The sequence below is a fragment of the Paenibacillus sp. WC2504 genome, assembly GCF_052682475.1.
The window spans coordinates 3160311-3182894 of record NZ_JBQZFH010000001.1 but is presented as its reverse complement, the minus strand read 5'-3'; the positions used below and the strand labels follow the sequence as shown (position 1 = coordinate 3182894).

Here is a 22584-nt window from a genome sequence, read left to right as displayed (position 1 = left end):
CCCGTCAATTTGATGTTGTACATCCACTTTAGCATGGAATATTGCATCACAGTTAGCTATAATAAATGATACTACTCATCAATAATTTTGAAGTAATGATAGGAGGCTGCCATGGACTTAACGTATTTCCGCACCTTTCGGGAGGTCGCCCGAAGAAAGAGCTTTACCAAGGCTGCCGAGGAATTAGGCTATGCACAGTCCAGCATTACGATGCAAATTCAGAAGCTTGAGCGTGAATACGGGGTACCTCTTTTTGAAAGATTTGGTCGGCAGCTGCGGCTAACATCTCCTGGTGAAAGCCTTCTGAAGCTGGCTGTACAGATGCTCGATCTCTATGATCAATCCAAAGAAATGGTGGCAAGCCAGGTCACAGGTACTTTGACGATTGGCACGATCAACTCTCTTGCCGCTTATTATCTTCCGCCTTATTTACAAGCTTTGAAACAGCTTTATCCCGGCCTCAATATTCAGTTATATCCGGACAGCGAAGCCTCCCTAATGACCAAAGTCAGAGAAGGCGACTACGATCTGGGTTTGCTTTTGGACCGATATCCGGCTGAGCCCCTCTTAACCTGTACGAAAATTAAAGAAGAACCATTGCTGCTCGTTGCTCCATTAACTCATCCGCTCACACAAATAGACCGCATTGAGCTTAGCGACTTGCAACAAACTGAGTTTATTGTGACAGAAGAAAGCTGTATTTATCGGGGCATGTTTGAAAAGCTGCTCAAAGATCACGCCATCCCGCTCCAAATCGGCTTTGAACTTGGCAATTTAGAGGCCATTAAACAGTGTGTCATGAACGGGCTCGGGATCGCACTGCTACCTAGAATTGTCGTTCAGAGCGAACTCGAACAAAAAAGGCTTGTTTCCCTTCCTTTTTCACATGAAGATTTAAAGCTGGATATCCAACTACTTCTCCATCCCAAAAAGTGGATCTCCCAGCCCTTGCAAACATTTATCCAACTATTAACCAGTAACGAGGAATAAATATAAAAAAAGAAGCCCTCCTTTTCGAAAAGGTAGGGCTTCTTCGCATTTCATTTATATGTGGATGTCGAGAATGTCATCCACTTGTGGCGCCGCCGGTGCGGTAACCAGTTGAACGCTTCGCATCCTTCTATACACCAAACGCGGCTGGATTCTCTCTCCATGAACGGAGCAAGGCCATATCCTCAGCTTTGATTGCACCCTTCTCTAAAGCTACTTCAAGCAGCGTCGAGTAGTTGGAAAGCGTGTGAAGCGGCATCTCCGCAGCTTGGAAAGCGTCTGTCGCTTTATCCAGTTGGTAGGAGAAAATGGCTAGTACGCCTAACGGAATGGCTCCAGCTTCTTTGACAGCAATCGCTGCTTTCAAAGAGCTTCCGCCTGTTGAAATCAGGTCCTCGATCACGATGACCTTTTGACCTGGCTTTACAGAACCTTCAATCAGGTTCTCCTTGCCATGGCCTTTCGCTTTATCGCGAATGTAAATCATTGGGAGACCTAACTTCTGAGCGACCCATGCCGCATGAGGGATGCCAGCCGTTGCAGTACCGGCTATTACCTCTGCATCCGGGAACTTCTCTTGAATCAAGCTGACGAAGCCGTCAGCGATCGCTTCGCGAATCGCCGGGTGTGACATCGTCAGACGGTTGTCGCAATAAATCGGGGATTTCAAGCCCGATGTCCATGTAAAAGGTTGCTGCGGTCTTAACGCTACCGCTTGAATATCTAATAAGGAAGCCGCGACATGCTTCGCAATCGTTTCGAGTTGACTCATGTTACTTCCACCGTTCCTTCCGTTGTTAAGTGCTACAGGATGGAATCAATAATCGATTCCAATGCAGCCCTTGGGTCCGCCGCACCTGTGATCGGTCTGCCGATCACGACGTAGTCCGTGCCCTGCGCAAACGCCTCGCCTGGCGTCATGATGCGCGACTGGTCGCCCACATCCGCGCCTGCCGGGCGGATGCCCGGCGTTACGGTGACGAACCCGTCACCGCACGCCGCCTTAATCGCCGTCACCTCTAGCGGTGACGCGACGACGCCCTGAAGCCCCGCGGCATGCGCCAAGCGGGCATAACGAATGACGGCTTGCTCAACCGTGCCGGTCAAGCCGATCTCTTCATTCAGCACCGCTTGCGAGGTGCTGGTCAGCTGCGTCACGCCGATAACGATCGGACGTGCAGCGCCTGCGGCCAATCCCTTGTCGACACCCTCCAAGGTAGCCACCATCATGTCCTTGCCTCCGGCGGCATGGACGTTGAACACATCCACCCCTAGGCGCGTTACGCTTTCCGCCCCGCCTTTGACCGTGTTCGGAATGTCATGCATCTTCACATCGAGGAACACCTTATAACCGCGATCCTTCAGGCTCGCGACGAAGCTTGGACCTGCAGCATAGAACAGCTGCATGCCCACCTTCACGTAGCAAGGGATACCCTCGAGCTGCTTCAGCAGCCCTTCGGCGCTTGCCGCATTCGCATAATCGAGCGCGACCATAATGCGTCCTGCAACATCCGTACGAGTTAATACTGACAAGTCCGTCACCTCTTTCTTAGACATGCACCGGCATTGCGCGCGAGGAGAAGTTGATCGCTTCAAGCATATTCACGAGTGCTCTTACTGTGTCAAGCGATGTCATACAAACCACACCGTTCTCAACCGCTTCACGGCGAATACGGAAACCGTCGCGCTCAGGCGTTTTACCTTTCGTCAGCGTGTTGACAACAAATTGTGCATCTCCGCTGCGAATCAGGTCCAAAATGTTCGGTGAGCCTTCGCTCAATTTATGCACCGTTGTGACTGGAAGGCCAGCTTCTTCAATGGCTGTAGCCGTTCCGCCGGTCGCGATGATTTTATAACCAAGACGGTAGAAACCTTTCAAGATTTCAATCGCTTCTTCCTTGTCTTTGTCAGCAACCGTTACTACGACTGAACCGGCAGCCGGGATTTTCATGCCCGCACCGATTAAACCTTTATATAGCGCCTTAGCAAAGTTCGTATCGCGGCCCATTACCTCACCTGTGGATTTCATCTCAGGTCCAAGTGTTGTATCGACACGGCGAAGTTTCGCGAAGGAGAATACCGGCACTTTCACGGAGACATAGTTATCTTCCGGCCATAGACCGCTTTGGTAACCCATATCCGCCAGCTTTTGTCCCATAATGACGCGTGTCGCCACGTTAGCCATCGGGATGTTCGTTACTTTGCTTAAGAACGGTACCGTTCTGGAAGAACGCGGGTTAACCTCGATCACATACACTTGATCGTTGTGGATAACGAACTGGATGTTTACCAAGCCCACTACGTTAAGTTCCAGACCGATTTTTGTTGTAATCTCGATAACTTGCGCCTTAATTTCGTCAGAGAGCGATTGCGGCGGGTATACCGCGATGGAGTCGCCGGAGTGAACCCCTGCGCGTTCAACGTGTTCCATAATCCCAGGGATTAGCACCGTTTCTCTATCACAAATCGCGTCTACTTCTACCTCTTTGCCCAGCATATAACGGTCGATCAGAACCGGATGCTCAGGGTTGATTTTCACCGCATATTCCATGTAGCTCAGCAATTCTTCATCGGAGTAGACAATCTCCATCGCACGTCCACCCAAGACATAGGAAGGTCGAACGATAACCGGATATCCGAATTTCGCTGCTGTTCCAACCGCTTCATTCACAGAAGTTACTGTGCCGCCTGGAGGTTGAGCAATGAAAAGCTTGCTTAGCAAAGCTTCGAATTTTTTGCGATCTTCCGCTGTATCGATGCTTTCCAGATCGGAACCAAGAATGCGAACTCCTGCTTTGTGTAAAGGAGCTGCCAAGTTGATAGCCGTTTGACCGCCGAATTGTACGATAACACCGATTGGTTTCTCGCGTTCAATGACGTTCATCACATCTTCGAAGAACAATGGCTCGAAGTACAAGCGATCGGATGTGTTGAAGTCCGTGGATACTGTCTCTGGGTTGTTATTGATAATAACAGCTTCGTAACCAGCAGCTTGAATCGCCCATACAGCATGTACCGTTGAGTAGTCAAACTCGATCCCTTGACCGATACGAATCGGACCGGAGCCAAGTACAACGACTTTCTCTTTCGATGTTTCCGTTACTTCATCTTCTTGCTCATAAGTTGAATAGTAGTATGGCGTCGAAGCTTCAAACTCCGCTGCGCAAGTATCAACCATTTTGTAAACAGGTTTAATGTTTTGCTTCAAGCGATAAGCTCTTACATCCGCTTCGTTAATGAATGTTGTGCAGCCAGCAAGCGAACGAATTTCAGCAACAGCGCGGTCTGTGAAGCCTTTGCGCTTAATTTCAAAAATCAGATCAGCCGTTAATTCACTTGCGGCGATTTCTTTCTCGTACTTGATCAAACCTTCAAGCTTGTTCAAGAACCACCAATCAATTTTCGTCAAATTTTGCAATTGTTCTACAGAATAACCCCTGCGGTAAGCTTCTGCTAGCAAGAACAAGCGCTCATCATCAGGTTTTTGCAAACGGGATTCCAATGTTTCTTTATCTAAAAGGTCTGTTTCCTTCAGGAACAAACGATGTACACCAATTTCCAACGAGCGAACCGCTTTGTGAATGGACTCTTCGAATGTACGTCCGATCGCCATCACTTCGCCGGTTGCCTTCATTTGTGTACCCAATTTGCGGTTAGCCGCCGTGAATTTATCGAATGGCCAGCGCGGGATTTTGGACACGATGTAATCAAGTGCAGGCTCGAAGCAAGCATACGTTTGACCCGTTACTGGATTTACAAGCTCATCGAGCGTGTAACCAATCGCGATTTTAGCTGCCATTTTGGCAATCGGGTAACCTGTTGCTTTGGATGCAAGCGCTGAAGAGCGGCTTACACGCGGGTTAACTTCGATAACATAGTACTGGAAGCTGTGCGGATCAAGCGCATATTGTACGTTACAACCGCCTTCGATGTTCAAAGCGCGAATGATTTTCAGGGATGCGGAGCGAAGCATTTGATATTCGCGATCCGACAATGTTTGGCTTGGCGCTACTACGATGCTGTCTCCTGTATGTACGCCTACTGGATCAAAATTCTCCATGTTACATACAACGATACAGTTGTCGTTCGCGTCACGCATAACTTCATACTCGACTTCTTTCATACCTGCGATGCTGCGTTCAACCAGACATTGTCCGATTGGGCTGTAACGAATTCCGGAAGCTACGATATCCGTCAGTTCTTCCATCGTGTTACAGATACCGCCGCCAGTACCACCAAGTGTGTAGGCTGGACGAACGATAATCGGGAAGCCGATTTCATTAGCAAAATCTACCGCTTGCGCGACTGTTGTTACGATAACGCTATCTGGTACAGGCTGTTCCAGCTCTCTCATCAAGTCTCTGAAAAGATCGCGGTCTTCCGCTTTCTCAATCGCAGTAAGCTGAGTACCCAGAAGCTTCACATTCTCACTCTCAAGAACTCCAGCGCGAGCAAGTTCTACCGCCATGTTCAGACCTGTTTGACCGCCTAAAGTTGGAAGCAAGCCGTCTGGACGCTCTTGACGGATGATTTGTGTAACGAATTCAAGCGTAATTGGTTCGATATATACTTTGTCGGCCATGTTCGTATCCGTCATGATCGTAGCCGGGTTGGAGTTGATCAGGATAACTTCCATGCCTTCTTCTTTCAATGCTTGGCAAGCTTGTGTTCCCGCATAGTCGAATTCCGCTGCCTGACCAATAACGATCGGACCGGAACCGATAACGAGGATCTTTTTGAGTGTATTATTTTTTGGCATATTACAGTTCCTCCCTAGAGTTTTGCTTCAGCAAAACTTGCTTCGTAAGCTTTACTTACAGATGTCGATGCCGCGGACGCTTTCCATTGAGCAAGCATTTGTGCTTGGCGCGGCTGTTCTGGATGATCTAGTTTGTGCTGACGAATCATCGAGATGAAATCATCGAACAGATAGCTGGAGTCAAAAGGTCCAGGTGCGGCTTCCGGATGGTATTGAACCGAGAAAGCTGGGAATTTCTTATGTTTCAAACCTTCAATTGTACGGTCATTATTGTTAATGTGCGTCACTTCAAGATCAGTTCCGGCAACGGACTCATCTTTTACTGTGTAGCCATGGTTTTGCGAAGTAATATAGCAACGGCCGGAAGCCAAATCTTTCACAGGGTGGTTACCGCCGCGGTGACCGAATTTCAGTTTATCCGTGTCAGCGCCGCAAGCGAGGGCGAACAGCTGGTGACCCAAGCAAATTCCGAAAAGCGGGATGTCGCCAAGCAAACCTTTGATCATTTCGACAGCGTGAGGAACATCCTTGGGATCCCCAGGGCCGTTAGACAGCAGGACACCATCTGGTGCAAGGCGGCGAATTTGTTCCGCTGTTGCATCTTGAGGCACAACAACAACGTCACAGTCGCGTTTGCTCAGATCGCGGATAATTCCGCTTTTTGCTCCAAAGTCAACCAATACGATACGCTCTTTGTGACCTGGTGCTCCGTACACGCTTTTCGTGGAGACGCGAGCAACTTGATCTGTCATGAGGGAAGTTCCTCTCAGGATTTCAGTTAGCTCGGCAACTGATTTATTGGAAGTTGTCAGCAAGCTTTTCATAACGCCGTGGTGACGGATCTTACGAGTCAACATGCGCGTATCGATACCGCTGATGCCTACGATGCCGTATTCCTTAAGCAAGCTGCCAAGCGTGTATTGCGCTCTCCAGTTGCTTGGAATTTCTTCATGTTCACGAACGACAAAGCCATGAATGAATGGGCGTACGGATTCAAAATCATCACGAATCACACCGTAGTTCCCCACCAATGGATAAGTCATCGTTACGATTTGACCGCAGTAGGACGGATCGGAAAGGACCTCCTGATACCCTGTAATTCCCGTGTTGAATACTACCTCACCAACGGACTCTCCTTCACTACCGAACGATTTTCCTGTAAAAAGCGTGCCGTCTTCCAGCAACAATCTTGCCTGCATGTATGTTCAGCTCCTTCACTATTGTCAACGATTCTAACGAATCGCAGATGTCATGCTTATTTGTTACCATCTTTATGCGTAGACTTGCATAAAAAATGATCAGTTTGTATAAATATACACGATTTTCGGGTTGCCGTATAGATCGTTCGTGTCGTTTTTATGAATAAACGATTTTTCCGGAAGCGATGGTAACAACGGGCCACCCCTTCAGTTTCCATCCGATAAACGGTGTGTTTTTACTGCGTGAAACAATCTCTTCTTTGAGGACTTCGCGTTCTGTTTCCAAATCTACAATTGTAATGTCTGCTACGCTGCCTACATTCAACGTTCCGTATGGAAGTCCGAAGACGTCAGCAGGTTTCTTAGTCATACGGTCTACTAGGAAACCAAGCGTCCACTTGCCGGTCAGCACAAATTTCGTGTACAGCAGGTTGAAGGCTGTCTCGAAACCAAGGATACCGAATGGCGCCAGCATCATGCCCTTCTCCTTCTCTTCTTCCGAGTGAGGAGCGTGATCCGTAACGATAATATCGATCGTCCCGTCTTCAAGCCCTTCGATGACGGCTTGCACATCGCGCGGTGTGCGCAGCGGCGGGTTCATCTTCCAGTTCGCGTCAAGCCCTGGAATATCTTCATCGGATAGCACCAGGTGATGCGGGCAAACCTCTGCGGTAACTTTAATTCCGAACTGTTTCGCGTGACGGATCAAGCGAACTGATTGCTCAGTAGAAACGTGGCATACGTGGTAGTGAACACCGGTTGCTTCAGCCAGCAGCACGTCGCGGCCAACATGAATCGCTTCGGATTCATTTGGAATGCCTTTGAGGCCGTGCTTCTTGGCGAAAGAGCCTTCGCTGACCGGCGCTCCGACGACAAGCGTATCATCCTCGCAGTGAGCGATGATGGGCATTCCGATGGATGCGGCCAACGCCATGGCATCCTTCATCATTTGCGCGCTTTGCACGCCTACGCCGTCATCCGTGTAACCGATGACACCCGCTTCTTTCAGCGCGGCAAAGTCCGTCAACTCGCGGCCAAGCTCGTTTTTGGTAATCGTGCCGTAAGGAAGGACACGCACTACGCCTTCTGTAGCTGCTTTGTCCAATATGTAATTCACCGTCTCTACCGTATCGATGACGGGTCTTGTATTCGGCATACAAGCAATCGTTGTAAATCCGCCTCTTGCAGCGGAACGCGTTCCCGTCGCAATATTTTCTTTATGTTCAAACCCAGGTTCTCTCAAGTGAACATGCATATCGATAAAGCCAGGTGTTACCAATTTACCTGCTGCATCGATGACTTCATGTCCTTCGGTTTGTGGCGCTGAACCTTCAACTGCGTCCAGAACCTGAGCAATTTTATCATTTTCAACTAAAATGTGTTTCTTCGCTTGTACATTATTTACGTCAACTGTCGTTCCGTTTAGAATCCAAATGCCCATTGTGGTAAGTCCCCCTGTTTTATGATAAAGCTCGTTCGATGACTGCCATACGAATCGGCACGCCGTGAGCAATTTGTGTGAAAATTTTTGATTTCTCATGTTCAACCAGTTCATCGTCCAGTTCCACGTTGCGGTTAACCGGAGCCGGATGCATGATGATCGCGTGAGGTGCCATACGGCTTGCACGCTCTACCGTTAAACCATATTGCTCGCGGTATTCCTCTGCGGAGCGAAGCAGCCCTGTGTCGTGGCGTTCCAGCTGCACACGCAGCATCATCACGACATCTGCTTTCAGCGCTTCGTCGAAGGACACATATGGCGCGAACTCTGCGAGTTCTGGAGCCTGCATGCTGGCCGGTGCGCAGAATTGCACTTTCGCGCCCAGTGCGAGCAGTCCCCACAGATTGGAGCGTGCCACGCGGCTGTGCAGAATGTCTCCGACGATAGAGACGGTGAGCCCTTTGATGGCGCCGAACTGCTTGCGCATCGTGTAGAAGTCGAGCAGCGCTTGTGTCGGATGCTCGTTGTTGCCGTCACCCGCATTAATAAGCGGGATTTTGATTTTCTCCGCGAGCTCCTGGAGCACGCCGTTCGGCTTCAAGCGGATAACGCCAGCGTCGATCCCCATCGACTCCAATGTGCGGACTGTGTCGTAGATGGACTCGCCTTTCTGTACGCTGGACTCCGCTGCCGAGAAGTTCAGGACATCCGCTCCTAGACGTTTTTGCGCCAGTTCGAAGGAAAAACGGGTTCTTGTGCTATTTTCAAAAAATAAGTTGGAAACGAATTTGCCATTAAATTGATTGGTCACTTTCGCAGGACTCTGTTCAAAATAGGCCGCGCGATCGAGGATGCTTATGATCTCATCTGCGCTTACCCCTTTTAGTCCTAGAAAATGTTTGGTTTGTGTACTCACCATGCTCACTCCTGTTTCCCCCTCTGTTGAAGTATAATGACGCCGTCTTTGTCGTCGATTTCCGTTAGCAGCACTTCAATGCTTTCACTTTTGGAGGTAGGTACGTTCTTTCCTACATAATCCGGGCGTATCGGCAGTTCGCGATGCCCTCTGTCCACAAGCACGGCCAACTGGATCATTTGCGGCCTGCCTAAATCGATTAAAGCGTCCATAGCTGCCCGCACGGTGCGTCCAGTAAACAGGACATCGTCGAACAGGATGATTTTCCGGTCTTGAATTTGGATGCGGCCGCCTTCCTGAACGTTCTCGACCGATTTCACTTTGACGCGGTCGTCTCGATACGAAGTGATATCAATCTCGCCGACAGGAACCGGTACGCCTTCGATTTCTAAGATTCTCTCAGCGACTCGCTTCGCTAAATAAATGCCTCGTGTCCGAATCCCAATTAGGGTACAATTTTCTACCCCTTTATTCTTTTCAAGTATCTCATGCGCAATCCGCGTAAGAGCACGGCGAATTCCCATTTCGTCTATAATCGTGTGTTCGGCTGCTTCGTTCATTTGATTCGCCTCCTGAGAGTTTTGCTTTAGCAAAACTGGCATCGTAAGCATCTGCTGTGTTTTGCTTTAGCAAAACTGGCATCGTAAGCATTAGTTGAGTTTTGGCCAGGTTAAAACACACCAAAAAACTCCTTGCCCATTCATTGGCAAGGAGTTAGCGTGCATAAAGATACAGAGCGGGGCATAAGGATGCGCACATCCCCAAGCTTGTTCATAAACTGAATTCGCGATTCAATTTATCCCGTCTTTTCTTATCGACTACCTTGCCAGCCTCTCTGGACTGTTTTTAAAGGTACATATGTAATTAAAAGAATTATGCCACTTTCGACACAATAAGTCAATATGAATTCCATTGAATTTTTGAACAGATATTTTATCATGTGTTATAATTTACATATCAAAATTCACATTATGGCGTTTATTCACAATTCCCTAAGGAGGAAAACATTTGTTCAAACTGTTTAGACTTTTGAATCCGTACAAAGTTTCAGTTACAGCCATCATCGCCTTAATGCTCCTTCAGTCATTGTCCCAACTGTATCTCCCCACTTTGCTCTCGGACATCGTCGATGTCGGAGTCTTGAATGGGGATGTTGCCTATATTCTCCGTTATGGGGCCTACATGCTTTTGGTAGCTATGGGCGCGATGGTTTGCGTTATGATCGCCAGCTACTTGCTGGCACGGACAGCTACTGGATTCGGCAGAGATTTGCGCCGCAAGCTTTTTAGTCATGTCGAGAGCTTTTCATTAAATGAGTTTGACAAGGTCGGCACCTCCTCCCTGATTACACGAACCACCAATGACATCGCACAAGTACAGCAAGTGATCGTTATGATGCGGATGTTCATCGGTGCGCCGACAATGCTGATCGGCGGTGTAATCATGGCGACCTACAAGGATGCCCATCTGGCCATTGTCCTCATTGCCGTCATTCCGATTCTCGCATTAGCAATCATAGGAATCATGTCCAAAGGGCTTCCTCTATTTAAGGTGCTGCAAGTCAAAATAGATGCCATCAATCTCGTGCTTCGCGAGAATTTGACCGGTATCCGAGTCATTCGCGCTTTTAACCGTTCCGGTCATGAACAGACGAAGTTTGAAAAAGCGAATCTTGATTACACCCAAACAGCCATCAAAGTGAACACAATCATGGCGACGATGATGCCAATCATGATGTTGGTTTTTAATTTGGGGATTGTCGTGATCCTCTGGTATGGGGGAATACGCATTGATAGCCAACAGATGCAAATTGGCGATTTGATGGCTTTCATTCAATATGCGATGCAAATTATGTTTTCAATGTTCATGATGACAATGATTTTCATGATGATTCCAAGAGCCTCCGCCTCTTCCGGACGTATTAATGAAGTTCTGGCTTTGACCTCCACGATACATAATACCAAAGAGGCAAAGACCCTTCCCTCCGATCAGGCAGCGATTGAATTTAAACATGTAACCTTCAGCTATCCTGGCGCCGAGCAGCCTGCGATCCGTGATATTTCATTCCGCGCAGAGCCGGGTGAAGTAACAGCCATTATTGGCGGTACGGGTTCTGGCAAAACGACCCTGATCAATTTGCTGCTGCGCTTTTATGATGTTAATGAAGGCAGCATTACGATTGACGGCCATTCTTTGCCAACATTGAAAATAGATAGCCTGAGGCAACAAATTGGATATGTCCCACAAAAAGCAGCGCTCTTCTCCGGTACGGTTGCCGACAACATCCGGTTCGGACGCGAGTCTGCGACGGAGGAAGAAATCCAACAGGCTGCGCAGACAGCGCAAGCCGCAGATTTCATTGCCGAATTGAAAGACGGCTATCAATCCATCCTGGCTCAGGGAGGCACGAATTTATCCGGTGGCCAGAAGCAGCGGTTAGCCATTGCTCGAGCCCTCGCTCGCAAACCGGAAATCTACGTCTTCGACGACAGCTTCTCTGCGCTTGATTTCAAAACGGACGCAAAGCTGAGAGCGGCACTTAAAGCTGAAACCGCGCAAGCGACGAAAATCATCGTAGCTCAGCGAGTCAGCACCATCATGGATGCCAACCGGATTATCGTACTAGAAGACGGACGCATTGCCGGGATCGGCACACATGCCGAGCTGATGAGCACCTGCGGTGTATATCAAGAAATCGTGGCTTCCCAGCTGTCAGAGGAGGAAATTGCATGAGTGATCAACCGAGAAACGGGCAGCGTCCTTCCTCCCAAGGTGTTAATCCAGCTCATTTTGGCCGAGGCGGTATGGGTGCGATGGGCATGCCCGTCCAGAAAGCAAAGGATTTCAAAGGTACCTTGCGTCGGCTGTCCGGCTATATGAAACCTTTTCGAGTATCAATCATTTCTGTTTTTATAGCAGCCGTGCTCAGTACAGTTTTCAGCATCGTTAGTCCCAAGCTTATGGGGAATGCAACAACAAAGCTGTATGAAGGCTCTATGGCTAAGCTGAAGGGTGTGCCCGGCGCGAGAATTGACTTTGATGCGCTGCTTCAAATTGTTTTGATACTAGCTGCGCTTTACCTATTCAGCTCTGTTTTAACTTTTATCCAGCAAAGGATTATGGTTGGTGTTACTCAGAAAATTGTGTTTAATCTCCGCAAAGACATTAGCGATAAACTGACTCGGGTACCACTTTCTTTCTTTGATTCCCGCAGTCATGGAGATACGATGAGTCGTGCAACGAACGATGTCGATACGATCTCTTCGACCATGCAGCAGAGTTTAACTCAGCTAATCACATCCATCGTCACGCTGGTCGGGATTATCATTATGATGCTCACCATTAGTCCCCTGTTGACGTTGGTTACCATCATCACACTGCCTTTAAGCATTATGGCAACGAAGATGATTGCTTCCCGCTCCCAGAAATATTTCAAAGGTCAGCAAAAAACACTTGGCGAGCTCAATGGCCACGTCGAGGAAATGTACACGGGACATACCATTGTCAAAGCATTCGGGCGTGAACGCCACTCTATTGAGAAATTCAATGAAATCAATGACAGGTTGTATCATTCCGGATGGAAGGCACAATTTATTTCCGGGATGATCTTCCCCCTCATGTCATTTATCGGAAATATTGGATATGTACTCGTCAGTGTCATTGGCGGTATCATGGTGACACACAGCGTGATCAAAATTGGCGATATTTTGGCTTTCATCCAGTACTCCGGGCAATTCGGGATGCCCATCACGCAGGTTGCGAACATCGCAAACATTATTCAGTCCACCATTGCAGCCGCGGAACGGATCTTCGAACTGCTGGATGAGCCTGAAGAGGTACTCGAGGACACCGCAGTCAAGTCCGTTACGCAGGTGCGCGGGCATGTCCAGTTCAACGAGGTCGCTTTCTCCTATAAAAAGGATGAGCCGCTCATTGAGCATATGAACATCGAAGTCGAGCCAGGTCAAACCGTGGCTATCGTCGGCCCGACCGGTGCGGGGAAAACGACCATCGTTAACCTGCTCATGCGGTTCTATGAGCTAAAAGGCGGAACGATATCTATCGACGGCGTTGATTCCCGTAAAATGTCTCGCAGCCACCTTCGTGGACTGTTCGGCATGGTGCTTCAAGACACGTGGCTGTTCAATGGCACGATTCGGGAGAACATCGCTTACGGGCGAGACGGTGCATCCGAGGAAGAAATCGTGAATGCGGCTCGCGCAGCGTATGCCGATCATTTCATTCGAACGCTACCGGATGGATACAACACCATTTTAAATGAAGAAGCTTCCAATCTCTCCCATGGTCAAAAGCAGCTGCTTACCATTGCTCGAGCAATTTTGGCGGATCCAGCGATTTTGATTCTTGATGAAGCGACAAGCTCTGTAGATACCCGCACAGAAGTCTCCATTCAGAGGGCGATGAACAATCTGATGGAGAACCGAACGAGCTTTGTTATTGCCCATCGCTTATCCACCATCCGTGACGCTGATCTCATTCTGGTGATGAATCATGGAACTGTTATTGAACAGGGGACACACGAGCAGCTTTTAGCGCAAAATGGCTTCTATGCCGACCTGTATAACAGCCAATTTGCATCAAAAGCCATCTCATAATCAATGGACTGCGCACGCGAGTTGATTCGACTCGGTACGCAGTCCTTTTCACGTCGCCCCCTATCTGATAATATAGGAGAGTCAATTTAATTTAAGGAGATGTCACCATGAGCGAAATGAATACGTTAGAAATCATCCAGTTTATTAAAGAAAGCAAGAAAAAAACTCCCGTTAAAGTATATGTAAAAGGAAACCTTGAAGGTATTGAATTCGGAGAAGGCAGCCAATCCTTCATTTCCGGGGGCAGCGGCGTCGTATTTGGCGAGTGGAGCGAAATCTCCCCTGTGCTTGAAGCCAACAAAGAGCAAATCGTTGATTACGTGGTTGAATCAGACCGCCGCAACTCCGCAATTCCTATGCTTGATCTGAAAGGAATCAACGCTCGTATCGAGCCAGGTGCGGTTATTCGCGATAAAGTACATATCGGAGACAACGCGGTTATCATGATGGGCGCTCTTATTAACATCGGTGCATCCGTAGGCGACGGCACCATGATCGATATGAACGCTGTTCTTGGCGGCAGAGCGCAAATCGGTAAAATGTGTCACATCGGCGCAGGTGCAGTTGTTGCCGGCGTTATTGAGCCTCCTTCCGCACAACCTTGCGTTATCGAAGATGACGTGCTTGTAGGCGCAAATGCCGTTATCCTGGAAGGTGTTCGCATTGGTAAAGGTTCCGTAGTAGCTGCAGGCGCTATCGTTACACAAGATGTTGAAGAGTACACGGTTGTTGCAGGCGCTCCTGCTCGTGTAATCAAGAAAGTTGACGATAAAACAAAATCCAAAACAGAAATCTTACAAGATCTGCGTACCCTGTAAGATCATCTGGAGGAACACCTATGTCTAGCCCTTTCATCGCATTGCGTCGTCAGCTTCACCAAATCCCGGAGCCGGGCTTTCAAGAGTTCAAGACGCAAAAGCTGCTCTTAGACGAACTTGCTAAGCTGCCTCAGGATCGGATCAGCATCCGGACTTGGCGGACAGGCATTTTGGTTTATATCAAAGGAACAAATCCGACCAAACGCTTTGGCTATCGGGCGGATATGGACGGGCTGCCGATTACGGAAGAAACCACACTTCCGTTTCCATCGCAGCATCCTGGGTACATGCACGCCTGCGGTCATGATTTTCACATGTCTATCGGGATGGGCGTGATCACCCATTTTGTTGAACAGCCTATGAAGGATGATCTTGTTGTCTTGTTCCAGCCGGCTGAAGAAGGACCTGGGGGCGCAATGCCCATGCTTGCTTCGGAAGAACTGCAGGACTGGATGCCGGATCAAATGGTTGCCCTCCATATCGCGCCTGAATACCCGGTTGGCACCATTGCCACACGCCCTGAGATCTTGTTCGCCAACACTTCTGAGTTGTTCATCGACCTGCTAGGCAAAGGCGGACACGCAGCTTACCCGCATCAAGCGAATGACATGATTATCGCGGCGACGCAAATGGTTGGCCAACTACAAACCATCGTTTCCCGTAATGTGAATCCGCTGGATTCGGCTGTCGTGACCATCGGCAAAATGGAGGCTGGCACCAAACAGAACATCATTGCCGAAAAGGGGCGCTTGGAAGGCACGATTCGCACGCTTTCCGCTGGTTCGATGGACAAGATCAAGAAACGGATTGAGGCCATCGCAGCTGGCATCGAAAGCTCTTTTGAATGCAAAGTAACGATCGATTACGGTTCAAACTACCGTCAAGTTTTTAACGATCCTGCTTTGACCGGGGAGTTCATGGCGTGGCTGCGAACAACCGATCAAGTTCAGCTTGTGGAATGTACAGAAGCTATGACCGGTGAAGACTTCGGCTACTTTTTGGAGCAAATTCCCGGTTTCATGTTCTGGTTAGGGGTAGATACGCCTCACGGACTGCACAATGCCAAGCTTGACCCGGATGAACGGGCGATTGAAGTTGCTATTAACACCATTACAGCTTACTTCCATTTTAAATCTCAATAAGTGGATACAAAAAAACCTCCAAGCCTTAGAGCTTTGGAGGTTTTTTGCGTCTTACAATTTGCTGATAAAACGTTCCACACGATTCAGCGATTCTTCCAGTACTTCCTGCGAGTACGCATAGGAGATACGGATAAAACCTTCCCCGTAGGAGGTAAAAGCATCCCCAGGCACGACCGCGACATGCTCTTCTTGAAGCAGTCTCATCGTGAACTCTTGCGAGGATAATCCGAATTTGGCGATGGACGGGAACAAATAGAACGCCCCATCCGGCTTATCCAGCTCAAAGCCCATGGCCAGCAAACGATTATAGACGTAGTCTCGGCGAGCTTCATATTCTGCTCGCATCGGAAGTGCATCGTCGATCCCTACTGTCAATGCTTCCAAAGCCGCGTATTGGCTTACGGAGCTGGCGCAGGTGACATTGTATTGGTGCACCTTGACCATATGCTCCGTTATGTTAGCCGGCGCCAAGGTGAAGCCAATCCGCCATCCTGTCATGGCGTGAGATTTGGACAGCCCATTGATGACGATCGTTTTTTCACGCAGGTTGCCGATCGTTGCAATGGATTGATGCGTTTCCCCATAAACAAGCTCGCTGTATATCTCATCGGATAAAACGAATAATTCACGGTCTTCCAACAACTGTGCCAAGTCATTCAACTCTTGCTTCGACAGCACTTGGCCCGTTGGATTGGACGGATAACACAAGATCACGCAGCGCGTTTTGTCTGTTAGATGTGGTGCTAACAGTTCGGCTGTTAATTTCAAGCCGTTTTTTCTTGTGTCCACATAGACAGGAACCCCTCCGGCTAGCCGAATCAATGGCTCGTACCCCGGATAAATCGGTGCTGGCAAGATGACTTCCGCACCCGGCGTAAGAATGGTCCGCAGCGTAATATCGACCGCTTGGCTTGCGCCGGCAGTCACGATGATTTCATCTGCTGCACGGTAGGTTTGGCCATATTTCACTTTCACAAAGTGAGATACCGCTTGTCTAAGCTCAAGCAAACCCGGATTTTGCGTATAGACGGTTTTATTTTCGTCCAGCGCCCTCTGTCCCGCTTCAATAATATGCCGCGGCGTCGGGAAATCCGGTTGTCCGATCGTAAGCGTCAGTGCACCCGGAATGGTGCTGACCAGATTGGAGATTTTACGAATACCCGAAATCTGAATGTCTTTTACTTGTGGATTAATTAAATGCTCCATATGATTCGCTCCTCTCCCCATCAGATGAACCTTAGGATGTTCGTATCGTTTGCAGTAGGTGCTCCATGTCCGAAGGAATCGGCGCTTCGAACTGCAGCCATTCCCCTGTCCGAGGATGCTCGAAGCCTAGCACTGCGGCATGCAGCGCTTGACCATCCATCAACATCCCTTTGCTCTTGCCGTACATCGGATCTCCGACTAAGGGATGTCCAATAAACTTCATGTGCACGCGAATTTGGTGCGTTCGCCCCGTTTCTAGCTTGAGTTCCACCAAAGTGAAATCGCCGAAACGTTCCAGCACGACGAAATGAGTCACCGCATGCTTGCTGTTTTTCTCCGTCACCGTGTACATCTTACGGTCATGTGAATCGCGTCCAATCGGCGCATCGATCGTGCCTTGATCATGCTGAAGGTGTCCGTGGACTAACGCGATATATTTGCGATTAACCGTGTGTGCCTTCAATTGCTCAGCCAGACTCGCATGTGCCTTGTCATTCTTAGCTGACATAATCAAGCCGGATGTGTCCTTATCGATGCGGTGTACAATGCCAGGACGAAGTTCTCCGTTGATTCCGGAAAGATCCTTGCAATGATGCATCAAGGCATTCACTAACGTACCTGAATAGTGCCCTGGCGCAGGATGAACAACGAGCCCGCGCTGCTTGTTGATGACGATGACATCCGCGTCTTCGTATACCACTTGAAGCGGAATGTCTTCAGCAATCAGCTCGACACCTTGCGGGTCAGGTATTTGCAGCGAAATCGCATCCTGTTCCGAGAGCTTATAGTTAGGTTTGATCGTTTTCTCATTTACCTTAACATGCCCGTCTTTGACCCATTGCTGCACCAAGGTTCTGGACACATCTTCTTCCAACGCTTCGGTGATGAATTTATCGATCCGTTCACCCGCATACTCTTTATCAACTGTCCATTCGATAACATCTTGAGATGCCATGTCAGACGAGGTCTGATTTGTGTTCATGAGCGGCTCCTTTTTTCTCTTTTCTCCACGCAAGAATTGAATCTAAGAAAATGAGGATAACCCCGATCACGATGGCGGAATCAGCAATATTGAAAATCGGATAAATGTAATAAATGTCCTTACCGAACAAGCTGAAATCAAAAGTCACCTGCAGGAAATCCACGACTTCTCCGAATAACGCGCGGTCTACAAAGTTTCCGATAGCTCCCCCGAGGAGTAAGCTAAGTGCGCATGTCAACAATGTTTTATTCTCACGAATTGTCCGACGCATATACCAGATGATACCGATCAACACAAAAGTCGTAATGATAATGAAAAACCATCGTTGGTTTTGTAAAATGCCGAATGCGGCTCCCCGGTTTCGATGGGAAGTGATCATGAAAAACTCGCCAATGACAGATCTTTCTTCGCCAAGCGGAATTCTTTTTACGATGAACCATTTGGACACTTGATCCAAAATAAACACGATTAACGCATAGAAATAATACTTCATATACTTCATTTCTTTTCCTCCTAAGAGCTCTGCCTCTGCAAAAACCCACTTCATAAACATTCACATATATCCCTAAGCAAGAAAGGTACCTTAATTTCAAGGAATTACCTCACTAAAAAACGCGGCTGCTCGGCATTATAACGGTAAGGATCAGCTGTAAGAAGGGAGCTGTACGACCTATGAGCCATCTAACCGAGGAGCAATCAAATCAATTATATTTGCAATTATTGGAGGAAAAGCTTGGTCTTGAAAAACATTTTGCCACGAACGATCATTATGGCCTGTCAAACTCTTTCAGAGACGGTACGGGTGAACTCTCAATGTATGATAACCATCCTGCTGACGTGGCCTCAGAAATCTTCGAACGTGAAAAAGATATCTCGCTCAATGAGCATGCTGAATTTCACTTGAGGCAGGTTGATGAAGCCCTAGCACATATGGAAAAAGGTGACTATGGCCACTGTATCTTTTGCGATAGCCCAATTCCTTTTGAACGCTTGCAGGCCATTCCAACTACGCTCTACTGCAAAGAGCATGTGCCTGATCCAGAACAGTCCATCAGAAGACCGGTTGAGGAGCAAGTGCTTTATCCGCCTTTTGGCCGGACAAGCTTTGACGAGCGTAATGACGAAACCGAATTTGACGGTGAGGACGCTTGGCAAATCGTTGAAAGCTGGGGCACATCCAATACGCCTGCCTTCGCAGAAGACCCAAACGTTGAGAATTACAACGAAATGTATATTGAAGCTGATGAAAATGTCGGCTATGTTGAATCTTTCGAAAGCTTCGTAGCGACAGACTTATATGGTGAGCATGTCACCATTGTGCGCAGCAAAGCTTACCGGGATTATATGCACAGCGATGAAGGCGACCCTTTTCTTGAGCCGGAAAACCGTTCCCTTGATGACGAGCCGCTCTAAAATAAACAGGACAAACGAGCTTCGCTATAACAGCGCAAGCTCGTTTGCTCGTTTCTTACTCGTGGTAATGAGCAGTAACCACGTCATTACATCTGACGCATAGTGTTGGATGTTCTTTACTTTGCCCAACCTCTGGAGTCACTATCCAGCAGCGCTCGCATTTCTCGCCGTCCGCTACTTCAATAGCAATAGCTAAATCCTTCGTCTGATGAGCCCCCTCAGGTGCACTCGTTCCTGGCTGATGTACACTTACAGCGGACACGATGAACAATTGATCCAACTGTTCAAGTTGGCTAAGCAGGCCAAAAGTCGCTTCACTCGGATACAGGTGCACAGCAGCCCCTAAGGAGTTACCGATGACTTTCTCTTTACGCGCTTCTTCTAGTGCTTTCAACACTTCGTCGCGAATATCAAGGAAGCTGTTCCATTTATTTTCCAATTCCACATTGTACAAGCTCGAATCCACTTCCGGCAGCTCAGCCAACTGAACACTGCTTAATGCTACTCCAGGGATGTACTTCCATACTTCGTCAGCTGTATGAGCCAAGATTGGTGAAATTAGCTTAGTCACAGCAACTAATGAATCATACAATACCGTTTGCGAAGCTTTCCGTGCTGGATCTTGCGGTGCGTTCGCATATAAGCGGTCCTTGATAATATCCAAGTAGAAAGAGCTCATTTCAACCGCGCAGAAATGATGAATCGTTTGATATACAATGTTGAACTCATAAGCATCATAAGCTTTGATAACCTTATCAATCATCCGGTTCAGACGGATCAATGCATAACGGTCAAGCTCTGACATATTTTCAACAGCTACACGATCTGTCTCTGGATTAAAGTGACTCAAGTTCCCGAGCAAGAAACGCATCGTGTTACGGATTTTGCGATAAACTTCCGTTGTTTGATTCAAAATGTTGTCCGAAATCCGGTGATCTGATTGGTAATCCACAGAGGATACCCATAGACGCAGAATATCAGCACCAAGCTTGCCACAAACCACATTAGGATCAATCGTGTTCCCAATGGACTTGGACATCTTGCGTCCTTCTCCGTCCAATGTGAAACCGTGACTTAGAATGCCTTTGTAAGGAGATTGCTCTTTCGTCGCAACACCGGTAATCAAGGAAGAGTTAAACCAACCACGATATTGGTCAGAACCTTCCAGGTACAAATCTGCCGGCCATTGAAGCTCAGGACGTGCCTCAAGCACGGCTACGTGGCTGGAACCGGAATCAAACCAAACATCCATGATGTCTGTTTCCTTGCGGAATTCGCCATGACCGCATTTCGAGCAGCAAGTTCCCGCAGGAAGCAGGTCCTTCTCTTCTTTGATAAACCAAGCGTTCGATCCTTCTTGCTCAAATAGCTGTGCCACATGCTCAATCGTTTGTTCATTGACGAGCGGTTCATTACAGCTGCGGCAATAGAAAATCGGGATGGGTACGCCCCATGAACGTTGTCTCGAAATACACCAGTCTCCACGATCGGCGATCATGTTGTGCAGGCGCAATTCTCCCCACTCTGGCGTCCATTTTACTTTCTTGATTTCATCCAACATCTCTTGTCTGAATTTATCGATTGAAGCAAACCATTGCTCCGTAGCACGATAAATAACCGGTTTCTTTGTACGCCAGTCATGCGCATATTGATGCTGAATTTCCCCTGCTTTTAGCAATAAGCCTGATTCCTGCAGTTTCTCAATGATCAGCTTGCCGCCTTTTTCATAGAACATGCCTTCAAATCCAGGTGCCTCCCCTGTGAAATGACCTTGGTCATCCACAGGACAAAGGACCCCGAGGTTATAGCGTTGACCGATGGCAAAGTCATCTTCCCCGTGACCTGGAGCCGTATGTACACAACCTGTACCGGCTTCAAGCGTAACATGCTCGCCAACCATAACAAGGGATTCGCGATCATAGAAAGGATGCTGGCAAGTCACGTACTCCAGCTCTTGACCTTTCACTGTCGACAATACTTCATAATCGCTCCAGCCGATTTCTTTGGCCGCTGCTTCCAGCAAGCCTTTCGCCAGCACATATTTCTTCCCACCGGCTTGCACCACAGCATAATCAAATTCCGGATGCAAGGAGATTCCCAAGTTGGCAGGAAGCGTCCAAGCTGTAGTCGTCCAGATGACGATTGCTGCGTCTTCAGGAAGCTTGCCTTTCCCGTCTTTAACCGGGAATGCCACATAGATGGATGAGGATGTTTTTTCTTTGTACTCGATTTCCGCTTCAGCTAGTGCGCTTTCGGAAGACGGGGACCAGTATACAGGTTTCAAACCTTTATAAACGTAACCCTTTTGCACCATTTTGCCGAATACACGGATTTGTCCCGCTTCATATTCCGGCAGTAAAGTGATATACGGATTCTTCCAATCGCCTCGAATACCTAGACGTTTGAATTGGCTCTTCTGTTTCTCAACGGATTGCAGCGCGTATTCTTTGCAGTATTCACGGAATTCAGGGACCGTCATTTTCTTGCGATCGACTTTCCCGCTGTTCGTAATCACCTGCTCGATCGGCAAGCCGTGTGTATCCCAGCCTGGCACGTATGGAGCGTCATATCCTTGCAGCGTTTTAAAGCGAACAATCACATCTTTCAACACTTTGTTAAGTGCATGTCCAATATGAATATCCCCATTGGCGTATGGAGGTCCATCATGCAAAATAAATTTCTCTCTGCCTTTGCGACTCTCCTGCACTTTGGCATAGATGTCTTCGGCATCCCAATGTTCTTGAATTTTCGGCTCCGCTTGAGGTAAATTCCCTCTCATCGGAAAATCGGTTTGTAATAAATTTAATGTTTTGCCATAATCCAACTCAACCACTCCATTCTTACCTTCACACATTTTATCATCCAAAAAAACAAAAAAAGCCTCTCATCCCCTAAAAGGGACGAGAAACTCTACTCGCGGTACCACCCTCGTTAATGAGCCACCGAAAAGACGCGTTAAACGCAGCAATTTCACGCTCATTCACTCGATCATGTATAACGGCATGACCCGGTTCTCTCTACTTGATTCAAGAGACGCTCCTGGGAGATATTCGGTACGCTGCAGAGATTAGGCTCACACCAATACCCTAATTCGCTGACACT

At 48.2% G+C, this 22584-nt stretch carries 17 protein-coding genes and 1 other annotated feature (1 of these 18 cut by a window edge); of the genes, 6 read left to right on the top strand and 11 right to left on the bottom strand.

Annotated elements, in window-relative coordinates; translation table 11 throughout:
• Positions 1 to 111 precede the first annotated feature (111 nt).
• Positions 112 to 990, top strand: a complete 879-nt coding sequence (locus ACUN27_RS13905) for a LysR family transcriptional regulator (RefSeq protein ID WP_326060536.1) — start codon at positions 112 to 114, stop codon at positions 988 to 990.
• Between the two features lie 130 nt (positions 991 to 1120).
• On the opposite strand, the gene pyrE is transcribed toward ACUN27_RS13905, so the two are convergent.
• From pyrE to pyrR, 7 genes are all read right to left on the bottom strand, one after another.
• Positions 1121 to 1762, bottom strand: coding sequence for an orotate phosphoribosyltransferase (gene pyrE, locus ACUN27_RS13900; protein WP_326060537.1), 642 nt, complete (start codon positions 1760 to 1762; stop codon positions 1121 to 1123).
• Between the two features lie 32 nt (positions 1763 to 1794).
• Positions 1795 to 2547 carry an orotidine-5'-phosphate decarboxylase gene (gene pyrF, locus ACUN27_RS13895; protein ID WP_445559051.1) on the bottom strand — a complete coding sequence of 251 codons (753 nt, stop codon included), beginning with the start codon at positions 2545 to 2547 and terminating at the stop codon, positions 1795 to 1797.
• Positions 2540 to 5749 carry a carbamoyl-phosphate synthase large subunit gene (carB, locus tag ACUN27_RS13890; protein WP_326060538.1) on the bottom strand — a complete coding sequence of 1070 codons (3210 nt, stop codon included), beginning with the start codon at positions 5747 to 5749 and terminating at the stop codon, positions 2540 to 2542. Before carB ends, pyrF begins: the two co-directional genes overlap by 8 nt.
• A 14-nt stretch (positions 5750 to 5763) precedes the next feature.
• The gene (locus ACUN27_RS13885; protein ID WP_315951372.1) at positions 5764 to 6948 is read right to left on the bottom strand and encodes a carbamoyl phosphate synthase small subunit; all 1185 of its coding nucleotides are present in this window, start codon (positions 6946 to 6948) and stop codon (positions 5764 to 5766) included.
• A gap of 157 nt (positions 6949 to 7105) precedes the next feature.
• Entirely contained in the window at positions 7106 to 8389 is a 1284-nt protein-coding gene (locus ACUN27_RS13880; RefSeq protein ID WP_315951373.1) for a dihydroorotase, read from the bottom strand.
• A gap of 19 nt (positions 8390 to 8408) precedes the next feature.
• On the bottom strand, positions 8409 to 9308 hold the full coding sequence (locus ACUN27_RS13875; RefSeq protein WP_326060581.1) for an aspartate carbamoyltransferase catalytic subunit: 900 nt from the start codon (positions 9306 to 9308) through the stop codon (positions 8409 to 8411).
• A gap of 2 nt (positions 9309 to 9310) precedes the next feature.
• Positions 9311 to 9865, bottom strand: a complete 555-nt coding sequence (pyrR, locus tag ACUN27_RS13870; protein ID WP_161406028.1) for a bifunctional pyr operon transcriptional regulator/uracil phosphoribosyltransferase PyrR — start codon at positions 9863 to 9865, stop codon at positions 9311 to 9313.
• A gap of 448 nt (positions 9866 to 10313) precedes the next feature.
• Between pyrR and ACUN27_RS13865 the strand changes: the two genes are divergently transcribed.
• From ACUN27_RS13865 to ACUN27_RS13850, 4 genes are all read left to right on the top strand, one after another.
• Complete coding sequence (locus ACUN27_RS13865) at positions 10314 to 12038, top strand: ABC transporter ATP-binding protein (protein WP_315951374.1); 1725 nt, start codon at positions 10314 to 10316, stop codon at positions 12036 to 12038.
• Positions 12035 to 13921: an ABC transporter ATP-binding protein gene (locus ACUN27_RS13860; protein WP_326060540.1), complete on the top strand. Its 1887-nt coding sequence runs from the start codon at positions 12035 to 12037 to the stop codon at positions 13919 to 13921. The genes ACUN27_RS13865 and ACUN27_RS13860 overlap by 4 nt, the downstream gene beginning before the upstream one ends.
• A gap of 107 nt (positions 13922 to 14028) precedes the next feature.
• Positions 14029 to 14739, top strand: coding sequence for a 2,3,4,5-tetrahydropyridine-2,6-dicarboxylate N-acetyltransferase (gene dapD / locus ACUN27_RS13855; protein WP_127452012.1), 711 nt, complete (start codon positions 14029 to 14031; stop codon positions 14737 to 14739).
• A 20-nt stretch (positions 14740 to 14759) separates the two neighbouring features.
• Positions 14760 to 15881 carry an N-acetyldiaminopimelate deacetylase gene (locus ACUN27_RS13850; RefSeq protein WP_326060541.1) on the top strand — a complete coding sequence of 374 codons (1122 nt, stop codon included), beginning with the start codon at positions 14760 to 14762 and terminating at the stop codon, positions 15879 to 15881.
• A gap of 51 nt (positions 15882 to 15932) precedes the next feature.
• Here ACUN27_RS13850 and ACUN27_RS13845 read toward each other — a convergent pair whose 3' ends face one another.
• From ACUN27_RS13845 to lspA, 3 genes are read right to left on the bottom strand one after another with little or no spacing between them, the layout of a single operon-like run.
• Positions 15933 to 17087, bottom strand: a complete 1155-nt coding sequence (locus ACUN27_RS13845) for an aminotransferase A (protein ID WP_445559050.1) — start codon at positions 17085 to 17087, stop codon at positions 15933 to 15935.
• A 31-nt stretch (positions 17088 to 17118) separates the two neighbouring features.
• Complete coding sequence (locus tag ACUN27_RS13840; protein WP_315951378.1) at positions 17119 to 18042, bottom strand: RluA family pseudouridine synthase; 924 nt, start codon at positions 18040 to 18042, stop codon at positions 17119 to 17121.
• Position 18043: 1 nt separating this feature from the next.
• Positions 18044 to 18562 carry a signal peptidase II gene (lspA, locus tag ACUN27_RS13835; RefSeq protein ID WP_315951511.1) on the bottom strand — a complete coding sequence of 173 codons (519 nt, stop codon included), beginning with the start codon at positions 18560 to 18562 and terminating at the stop codon, positions 18044 to 18046.
• Between the two features lie 179 nt (positions 18563 to 18741).
• On the opposite strand from lspA, the gene ACUN27_RS13830 reads away from it, so the two are divergent.
• Positions 18742 to 19482 (top strand): TraR/DksA C4-type zinc finger protein, encoded by a 741-nt coding sequence (locus tag ACUN27_RS13830; protein WP_315951379.1) that lies wholly within the window; start codon positions 18742 to 18744, stop codon positions 19480 to 19482.
• Positions 19483 to 19537: 55 nt separating this feature from the next.
• Here ACUN27_RS13830 and ileS read toward each other — a convergent pair whose 3' ends face one another.
• On the bottom strand, positions 19538 to 22306 hold the full coding sequence (gene ileS / locus ACUN27_RS13825) for an isoleucine--tRNA ligase (RefSeq protein WP_445560628.1): 2769 nt from the start codon (positions 22304 to 22306) through the stop codon (positions 19538 to 19540).
• Positions 22307 to 22375: 69 nt separating this feature from the next.
• Positions 22376 to 22584 (bottom strand) — a binding site (T-box leader) (it continues 37 nt past the right edge of the window).

Excerpts from the sequence above, each read along its gene's own strand:
- ACUN27_RS13905 (WP_326060536.1), top strand. The coding sequence starts at position 112 with ATGGACTTAACGTATTTCCGCACCTTTCGGGAGGTCGCCCGAAGAAAG.
- pyrE (WP_326060537.1), bottom strand. The coding sequence starts at position 1,762 with ATGAGTCAACTCGAAACGATTGCGAAGCATGTCGCGGCTTCCTTATTA.
- pyrF (WP_445559051.1), bottom strand. The coding sequence starts at position 2,547 with ATGTCTAAGAAAGAGGTGACGGACTTGTCAGTATTAACTCGTACGGAT.
- carB (WP_326060538.1), bottom strand. The coding sequence starts at position 5,749 with ATGCCAAAAAATAATACACTCAAAAAGATCCTCGTTATCGGTTCCGGT.
- ACUN27_RS13885 (WP_315951372.1), bottom strand. The coding sequence starts at position 6,948 with ATGCAGGCAAGATTGTTGCTGGAAGACGGCACGCTTTTTACAGGAAAA.
- ACUN27_RS13880 (WP_315951373.1), bottom strand. The coding sequence starts at position 8,389 with ATGGGCATTTGGATTCTAAACGGAACGACAGTTGACGTAAATAATGTA.
- ACUN27_RS13875 (WP_326060581.1), bottom strand. The coding sequence starts at position 9,308 with ATGGTGAGTACACAAACCAAACATTTTCTAGGACTAAAAGGGGTAAGC.
- pyrR (WP_161406028.1), bottom strand. The coding sequence starts at position 9,865 with ATGAACGAAGCAGCCGAACACACGATTATAGACGAAATGGGAATTCGC.
- ACUN27_RS13860 (WP_326060540.1), top strand. The coding sequence starts at position 12,035 with ATGAGTGATCAACCGAGAAACGGGCAGCGTCCTTCCTCCCAAGGTGTT.
- dapD (WP_127452012.1), top strand. The coding sequence starts at position 14,029 with ATGAGCGAAATGAATACGTTAGAAATCATCCAGTTTATTAAAGAAAGC.
- ACUN27_RS13850 (WP_326060541.1), top strand. The coding sequence starts at position 14,760 with ATGTCTAGCCCTTTCATCGCATTGCGTCGTCAGCTTCACCAAATCCCG.
- ACUN27_RS13845 (WP_445559050.1), bottom strand. The coding sequence starts at position 17,087 with ATGGAGCATTTAATTAATCCACAAGTAAAAGACATTCAGATTTCGGGT.
- ACUN27_RS13840 (WP_315951378.1), bottom strand. The coding sequence starts at position 18,042 with ATGGCATCTCAAGATGTTATCGAATGGACAGTTGATAAAGAGTATGCG.
- lspA (WP_315951511.1), bottom strand. The coding sequence starts at position 18,562 with ATGAAGTATTATTTCTATGCGTTAATCGTGTTTATTTTGGATCAAGTG.
- ACUN27_RS13830 (WP_315951379.1), top strand. The coding sequence starts at position 18,742 with ATGAGCCATCTAACCGAGGAGCAATCAAATCAATTATATTTGCAATTA.